Origin of the sequence: Sodalis sp. (in: enterobacteria) (assembly GCF_047607725.1) — a bacterium.
GTDB lineage: Bacteria > Pseudomonadota > Gammaproteobacteria > Enterobacterales > Enterobacteriaceae > JBLKSS01.
This window is the reverse complement of record NZ_JBLKSS010000327.1, coordinates 1-7,078: the sequence shown is the minus strand read 5'-3', so window position 1 is coordinate 7,078 and position 7,078 is coordinate 1. Positions and strand designations below refer to the sequence as shown.

General features: G+C 55.8%; 7 protein-coding genes. 2 read left to right on the top strand and 5 right to left on the bottom strand.

Annotated features, from left to right (window positions below):
• The coding region (locus ACMX3H_RS19600; RefSeq protein ID WP_415211918.1) for a molybdopterin-dependent oxidoreductase at positions 1-883 on the bottom strand (883 nt) is incomplete at its 3' end.
• Positions 884-1,005: 122 nt separating this feature from the next.
• On the opposite strand from ACMX3H_RS19600, the gene ACMX3H_RS19595 reads away from it, so the two are divergent.
• Complete coding sequence (locus ACMX3H_RS19595) at positions 1,006-1,470, top strand: GNAT family N-acetyltransferase (protein ID WP_415210043.1); 465 nt, start codon at positions 1,006-1,008, stop codon at positions 1,468-1,470.
• 31 nt (positions 1,471-1,501) lie between these two features.
• Here the strand turns inward: ACMX3H_RS19595 and ACMX3H_RS19590 are convergent, their stop codons facing one another.
• Positions 1,502-2,398 (bottom strand): type III polyketide synthase, encoded by an 897-nt coding sequence (locus ACMX3H_RS19590; RefSeq protein ID WP_415210044.1) that lies wholly within the window; start codon positions 2,396-2,398, stop codon positions 1,502-1,504.
• Between the two features lie 863 nt (positions 2,399-3,261).
• On the opposite strand from ACMX3H_RS19590, the gene ACMX3H_RS19585 reads away from it, so the two are divergent.
• A complete protein-coding gene (locus ACMX3H_RS19585) occupies positions 3,262-3,906 on the top strand; it encodes a hypothetical protein (RefSeq protein WP_415210045.1) in 645 nt (214 codons plus the stop codon).
• 94 nt (positions 3,907-4,000) lie between these two features.
• Here the strand turns inward: ACMX3H_RS19585 and ACMX3H_RS19580 are convergent, their stop codons facing one another.
• The 3 genes from ACMX3H_RS19580 to ACMX3H_RS19570 all read right to left on the bottom strand — a co-directional run bounded on the left by ACMX3H_RS19580 (position 4,001) and on the right by ACMX3H_RS19570 (position 6,813).
• Positions 4,001-5,101, bottom strand: a complete 1,101-nt coding sequence (locus ACMX3H_RS19580) for an NAD(P)/FAD-dependent oxidoreductase (RefSeq protein ID WP_415210046.1) — start codon at positions 5,099-5,101, stop codon at positions 4,001-4,003.
• A gap of 187 nt (positions 5,102-5,288) precedes the next feature.
• Complete coding sequence (locus tag ACMX3H_RS19575) at positions 5,289-5,747, bottom strand: RcnB family protein (protein WP_415210047.1); 459 nt, start codon at positions 5,745-5,747, stop codon at positions 5,289-5,291.
• A 502-nt stretch (positions 5,748-6,249) separates the two neighbouring features.
• Positions 6,250-6,813 (bottom strand): hypothetical protein, encoded by a 564-nt coding sequence (locus ACMX3H_RS19570; RefSeq protein WP_415210048.1) that lies wholly within the window; start codon positions 6,811-6,813, stop codon positions 6,250-6,252.
• Positions 6,814-7,078 lie beyond the last annotated feature (265 nt).

Here is a 7,078-nt window from a genome sequence, read left to right as displayed (position 1 = left end):
ATGTGCGTGACGACCGGAATGCCGGTTCGACACTGCCGCCCGCAGTGTGGTTCGAAAGTTCGGTGGCGCTGAGCGTGAGCATTTCTATCGGGCTTTGGGGGGACGTGAACCGTTCAAGCCCCCGCTCCTGCAGGGGATTAAACGCCACGATGGTGGCGCCGCGTTTGGCCACCTCGCGCAGGGTGGCTAGCATGCGCGGATGATTAGTACCGGGATTATGGCCGATGCACATGACCAGATCGCAATGCTCGAAATCCTCAAGGGTTACGGTGCCTTTACCCACGCCGATGGATGCCGGCAAACCCATGCTGGTGGGTTCATGGCACACATTGGAATAATATGGAAAATTATTGGTGCCGTATTCGCGGGAAAACAGCTGATAAAGGAATGCCGCCTCGTTGGATGTGCGTCCGGACGTGTAAAACTCCACACAATTAGGGTCCGTGTAACGCCGCAGCGCCGCGCCTATTTCGCAAAAAGCTACGTCCCATTCGACAGGCCGATAAGTATCCGTGGCGGCATCGTATTTCATCGGCTGGGTCAGCCGCCCTTCCCCTTCCAAATCGAAATCATGGTGCTGCCAAAGTTCGCTTACGGTATGGGCGGCGAAAAAGTCCGGCGTGGCCCGCTTGCCTGTGGCTTCCCAACTGACCGCTTTGGCGCCGTTTTCGCAAAATTCAAAAGACGAGGTATGCAGCGGATCCGGCCACGCACAGCCGGGGCAGTCGAATCCCTGTGATTGGTTAACTTTAAACAGGGCAATAATATCCTGGTTCACCGACATTTGGCCACGAATGGCGTCGGCCACCGCTTTTAATGCGCCCCATCCGCCGGCGGAGCCGCCATAAGGCGCAATCCCGATCGTGCTATTTTTCTGTTTCATTTTTACCCCATTTATAACGATGTCTCAGGCATAATGCCCTTATAAGTATAGGTTATAGCCGCACGCGCGGCGCCGGGCGGTCGCGGAGACAATAGGTCATTAACCAGATAGAAGGGGACATCATGACGGTAAACAGGTGCGACTGGCACCATAGCGAGGTGAGCGCGCCGGTACTTTATCAGTTGCTGTCTTTGCGCAGCGCGGTATTCGTACTCGAACAACAGTGTCTGTACGCGGATATGGATGGCCTGGATATGCAGGGCGACAATCGTCATATTGCCGGCTTTGACGAGGCAGGACTGGTGGCGTGCGCCCGTTTGCTGGTGCAGCGAGACGCGGTGAGTATCGGACGGGTGGTCATTGCACCCCGGGCGCGTGGCCTGGGCCTGTGGGCACGGCTAATGCATCAGGCGCTGGCGTCAGGCGCCGCGCGATGGCTGGAGAAACCGGTAACCCTCTCCGCCCAGGCGCATTTGCAGGCTTTTTACCGCGCTCTGGGATTTGCGGCGGTGACGGACATTTACGATGAAGATGGCATTCACCATATCGGCATGCGTCGCCCGTCGCCGTGCGCCCGAAAGGAGTAAGCGACGCGTTGCCGTTATTTGCCCATTAGTTCTACTGCGACAAACTCATTTCGGCGGTAATGCCGGGGCCGAAGCCGGCGATAATCGCCTTGCCGCCGCGGGTGAAAATGCCTTTTTCATGCATGCGGCGATAGGCCTCGAACACCACCGAACTGGCGATATTGCCGCAATTGACCAGCGTGTCACGGCTGAAAGAAAATTGCTGCAAATCGACCCGAAGATACTTGGCGAGATCGTCGAGAATACGCGGGCCGCCGGCGTGGATGATGTAATAGGCCAGGTTTTCTATATCCCAGCCGTGCTCGCAGGTCATCTGACGCATCACGGGCGCCAGCGGTTTCATGGTACCCGGTACGCGCTTGTCCAGACGGAAATGAAAACCGGTATCTTTAACCTGATAGCGGATCCATTCATCGGTGTCGGGGATCAGATAACTGACGTTGAGCTCCAGCGAGAGCCCAGCTCCGGGTTCAGCGGTGACGACCGCTGCGCTGATGGCATCGCCGAATAGCCCGTCGGAGAGCAGGCTGCCGACATCGCCATCGGTGGGCTGATAGCTCAGGGAGCAAAACTCACAGCTAATAATCAGTACGTTACTGCCGGGATGTGCCAAAACATAATCATGTGCCCGGTTGATGGCGCCGCCGCCGGCGGCACAGCCTAATTGGGCGATAGGCAATTGCATAGTGTTATCCGGTAGTCCCATATGGTTAATAAGCCAGGCGGTCAGCGACGGCATCAAAAAACCCGAGCAGGAGACATAGATAATCGCGGCGATTTGGCTGGCGCTGACGGAAGCATTGTTTAGTGCTTCTTCAACCACGCCGGGTACCAAGCGTTTTGACTCATATTCAAATACCGTATTCCGATAGCCGAATCCAGGATGCAGCGTGGCGAGCTCGATGGGCTGTATAATATGTCTTTTCATAACACCGGTATTAATAATCAATTCGATCTATTTTTCTAAATTCGGATTGTCTTTAAAGTTTGTCCTGGCTAAATTAATCGTGTCTTGCTGGCTAATGATGTATTCCGGCAAATAAACCGCAGGTTTGTGTAGAGTGGGCATATTTAATAGTCTCCATAAGAGATTGAATAAATTGAGGTTATCAAGCCGATCGATTACCCTTGTCCGCCGTCATCTTGTTAAGCTAGCCGGAAGTTATCAATGTGCTCTGACAGCAGTATTAATTTTCCTGCTGGATTGTTCAGAGAAAATTTACTGGTTTATAAATGGGTTAATTATGGTATTTGCGGTTTTCACTACCGGGTGAGTAAGCAGAGAAATATATGTTTAAGCCTGTAGCTATTGCAGAAATAAATAACGGCTCTATTTAACTCTCTATCTCCTTTCTTAAAGCGCACGGCAAATTGCGCCGGTAAACGTCTTTATGGCTAGGGGATGCTCAACCTGCCGGCAATCACCCTTGTAATATCGCGCAAAAGGGGGGGCGCCATGAACATTTCCTGCAATTTCGGCCTAGCGCCATCGCTTAAATTGCCAGTAAGAACAGCGACATGGCGATAGGAGGTAAGCATGTTACAACGAGTTTTCCCATCGGGGCCCGGTGCGGTGTCCTGGGCACGTTCTTACGCCGCGAGGCATCAGGCAACGTCTGCCCTGGCGGCGCGCCTCACGGCCGCTGAGCGCGCGCCAGCCACGGCCGCTACCGCGGCAAATCAGGTCAGCGCCGGCGATGCAACATGGGCGCGGCGGTGAGGAGTATATCACCTGCGGCGTCCTGCCGCAGGAGGGTGATTACCTGTTAGCGCAGATAGCCGGCGATGTTTATGCTAAACATTCCGCCCTACCGCCGGGCGCCTTTCGCCGCTTTACCCCGCACGATTTGCGCCGATACGGTCTCGATAAGGCGATGCTGCGCGACAAACGTTCAGGCTTTCAGGCCAATTTCTGGCAACGGCAGGCAGGTGGTGCTGGCCTTTGCCGGCACCAATGGTTTCAACGATTGGCTGACCAATCTACGGGCGTCGCTGGGCTACCGGGATGCGCAGTATCAAGCGTCGGTGGCGCTGGCGCGGCAGGCCAGACACTGTTTTGGCGACAAAGTGCTTTTCACCGGCCATTCTCTCGGCGGTTCGCTTGCCGCCATCGCCGCTGTGGCGACCGGTTCGATGGCGGTGACATTTAATCCGGCGGACGTGGCTGAAAAAACCCTAAGCCGCTATGGTGCGTCGCCAGCCAGGGCGAAACGACGGGCGGCGAGCGGGAGTATCTGCTGTTACAGCGGACAATATGAATCCGCTGCATTGCGTGCAGCGCTGGTTGCCGCCGCTACCCGAGGTGCCAGGGCATCGGATTACGCTTTGGCCGCCGGCGCATCTTGCCGGCAACGTTCCGCCGTTGCAGGCATTAGTCTCTTTCTGGCAGGCCCACGGCATCAAGGACGTTATCGCGGCAATGGCCCGCGTGATTAAGCCCGCCGTCAACGGTGCCAAACCGTGAAGGTTAAGGCGCAATTAGCGGCGTGTTAGCGCCACCCATGCGATATCCACGGCGCGGTGTTGGCCGCTAGCTGAGAAGACGGTCGGGGCGGAAGGGGGCTAATACCGACGCCGTCTGGCCTGTCATCATCTCCCGCGCCGCCAATGTCGCCAGCAGCGCCGCCAGCGTCACGCCGCTATGGGTGACCAGAAAGTAATAGCCCGTTAACCCCGGTACCGGACCGACCGCGGGCAAGCCATCCTTCGGCAGTGCGCGAATGCCGGTGGTGACCTGATAATCCGTAAGACCGCGTAATCCAGGTAACAGCCGGGCTGCTTCCCGCAATAGCTCGGCTGCCGCTTGATCCCGCGCGGCGGGAGATTCGGTCAATGCCCAGGATACCTCTAAGTCGTTAGGGCAGATCAGACTGTGGCCCGGACCGTCGGGGCGGACATCGAATGTCGGGGTGATAAGAACGTGGCGGACCGGTGCTGCGGCGGATGGCACCCGCACCAGCAGGCCCGCGGTGGGGGCCTGCGGCAGAGCGAGATCCGGCTGGAAAGGCTGGCTATCGGCCCAGCGGCCGCAACAGTTCACCACCAGATCGGCGTTAAGCGCCCGGCCGTTGGCCAAGGTGACCCCGGTGACACGATTGTTTTTACGGATGATGCCGGCGACGGCAGTGGCGGTGGATACGCTACCGCCGCCAGCGATAACTTCATCCAGCAGGGTATTGATATACAGCCGCGTATCCAGCCAACCCTCTCGTTCACACCACAATATCGGCGTGGCCGGCACGGCGTCGCGCGCCAGCGCCGGTTCCCGCACCAGTAAGGCCCCTTTGTCCAGCCAACGGACGGGATACCCCCACGCCCTCAATTGCCGCGCCTGTGCCGCCAGCGCGGCCGCGTCGTGCGGATGACGGAATTCTGCGCTGCCGGTCAAGTGCAGCCAGCGGCGGTGGGGAAAGCGCGCCTGGAGCGCCTGATGCGCGTCAATGCCGGCGTTATTTAATTGCTGATAGTCGCACGGCGGTTTACCGTGGGCGTTGACCCAGGCGAAAGACGTGCCGGAGGTGCCGCTGACCCGTTCGCCGGCGTCAAGGACGGTCACTCTGGCACCGAGATTGACGGTTTCAAACGCCAGTGACGCGCCGATCATGCCGGCGCCGATAATGATGATTTTCATCCGCTTTGCCTGCTGATTTTCCGCCGGGCTCTGTCGGTACTGCGCCGACGTCGGCGAAAATTAAGGGGGTAGATAATTTACAGGTTAATGATTGGGGCTGCGGGACGCAAGAGCGCCAGCCGGGGTAGCGGGCGGCAAACGGGCCCGCAGACCGCAGGCGGCGCGCAACGCCACCGGCGGGAGACGCTTAATGAGGCAACATCGTGCTCATTATGATTGATGTAATGATCCCCGTAGCGGCGGCGATCAGCACATAATTGCCGTCGATGTAAGCCCAATGTTCTCCCTGAGGTGGCGCCTGTAGGCCGCGCGCATGCCAATCGTAAACGCGGAAATCATCGCCGCGAAAATGCTCGGGAGCGGGATGGCCACGGCGGAAATCATGGCCGTTCCAGGCAAAATGATCCCGTTCGCCGCCGGGTCTGCCCGGGCCCCCGTGCGGGCCACCCTCATGGCCGCGGCCGCCACCCGGGCCGCCGGCATGTTCACCGCCGTGTCCACCTGGACCGCCCTGCCCGCCATGGCCCTGTTGCCACTGCTGCTGAGATGGCTGTCCGTGTGGGCCGTCGGCCCAGGAAAACGCGGAGAAACAACTGCTGGCCGCGAAAATCGTCATAACCAGTGCAAGGGTGGTCTTTTTCATCATAGCTTCCTCATTAAACGACTGCCGGGTACTGCCTGTTACTGACTAATATGGGATACGCGTTGGCGGTATTAAATAACGAAATGTCTTAAAAGCTGAAATTTGACCCAGCTTTACTTGGTTTAGTAAATTCTAAACATATGTAACAGGAAAAACGCATTTTGGCGGATTGCTACCGCGGTGAGAGGGAATATGTCCCGATACCGGCGTGGCGATTCATTATTCGGCGCTTAATGGCTAGAGTATGGAAAGGGTATCTTACCCGCGAGCTAAAACACAAGGGCGCTGTACGTTAATGAAATGGCGTAAACAATTAAAGCGTCTCTAAACTCATCGCCGCGTCCATTAGTGGGACGCTTTAGCCAGACGAGCGGCGTTCACACCCACCATCGCGCGTCTATTATCGCCCTATGATCTGCCAATAATAAGGTTAACGTTTCCCGTTACAAGGCACCGCGACATTATTCCCCGGTGACGGAATAGGTTAATTGATTACCCCAATATCTTAATCGACGTTACGCCGTTCGTTATTATGGCAGCAGGCGTGCCGTAGAATCTGGGCGATAACCGTTAGCGCGGACGAGAGCAGCAGCGCTACGCCATGTCCGACCGAAAAACTATGTGAGATGATGCGTTTGGCTTTGGGCAACGGCAACGTTATGAAATATGTCAAAGCGGGTTCGCACACTATGTCCGCTACCGCCCAAAGAAAAAAACCGACGGCGTCGAGATTGAGCTGCCGCGCTGCGCTCAGGGAAAAATAATGCCCTAGGCGGTAAATATTAAATAACCGGTGAAGGGCGCACATACCGAAGGCTAGCGACAGTAATGGGAGGGTCGTGACTATCATGCCTAACGTCATTTGTCCGATGTTCGTAAGTATTATTACCGGGTTGGTAATAACTCTCTGGGTCACAAATAGACTCAGTTCATAGGTATTAAGCATAATGTCGGGTATATACCAGCTTAAGATGTTAATGATAATCATTAGTAGCGTTATCAGCATGGAAATTTTTGACATAATACAGCCGTAATAGATGATGGATTGATGTTTTTCATCGTTATTCATGGTGGTTATACGCTGTGCGGAAGAGATAAAATATCTTAGCGGTTTCTTGATTAATTGTTGATATGGATAATTACTAAGGGGCGTTTCTTGTTATTTTTATAGCAACATCAAATGTCGGTTCATCGCGCGCGGACGGTTTTTTATTGCTCAGGAAATGGCGGTAATACGACATGACCCACGCCCGCCGCGTCGGTCATTCCCTCCTCAATCGAACGTAAGCGCCCCGTGGAGGACGTCTTGAATTATTGGTGGGTTTGTTGTATGA

Bases quoted from the DNA above. Each gene is read 5' to 3' on its own strand.
- ACMX3H_RS19595 (WP_415210043.1), top strand. From the start codon at position 1,006: ATGACGGTAAACAGGTGCGACTGGCACCATAGCGAGGTGAGCGCGCCG.
- ACMX3H_RS19590 (WP_415210044.1), bottom strand. From the start codon at position 2,398: ATGAAAAGACATATTATACAGCCCATCGAGCTCGCCACGCTGCATCCT.
- ACMX3H_RS19585 (WP_415210045.1), top strand. From the start codon at position 3,262: ATGCTAAACATTCCGCCCTACCGCCGGGCGCCTTTCGCCGCTTTACCC.
- ACMX3H_RS19580 (WP_415210046.1), bottom strand. From the start codon at position 5,101: ATGAAAATCATCATTATCGGCGCCGGCATGATCGGCGCGTCACTGGCG.
- ACMX3H_RS19575 (WP_415210047.1), bottom strand. From the start codon at position 5,747: ATGATGAAAAAGACCACCCTTGCACTGGTTATGACGATTTTCGCGGCC.
- ACMX3H_RS19570 (WP_415210048.1), bottom strand. From the start codon at position 6,813: ATGAATAACGATGAAAAACATCAATCCATCATCTATTACGGCTGTATT.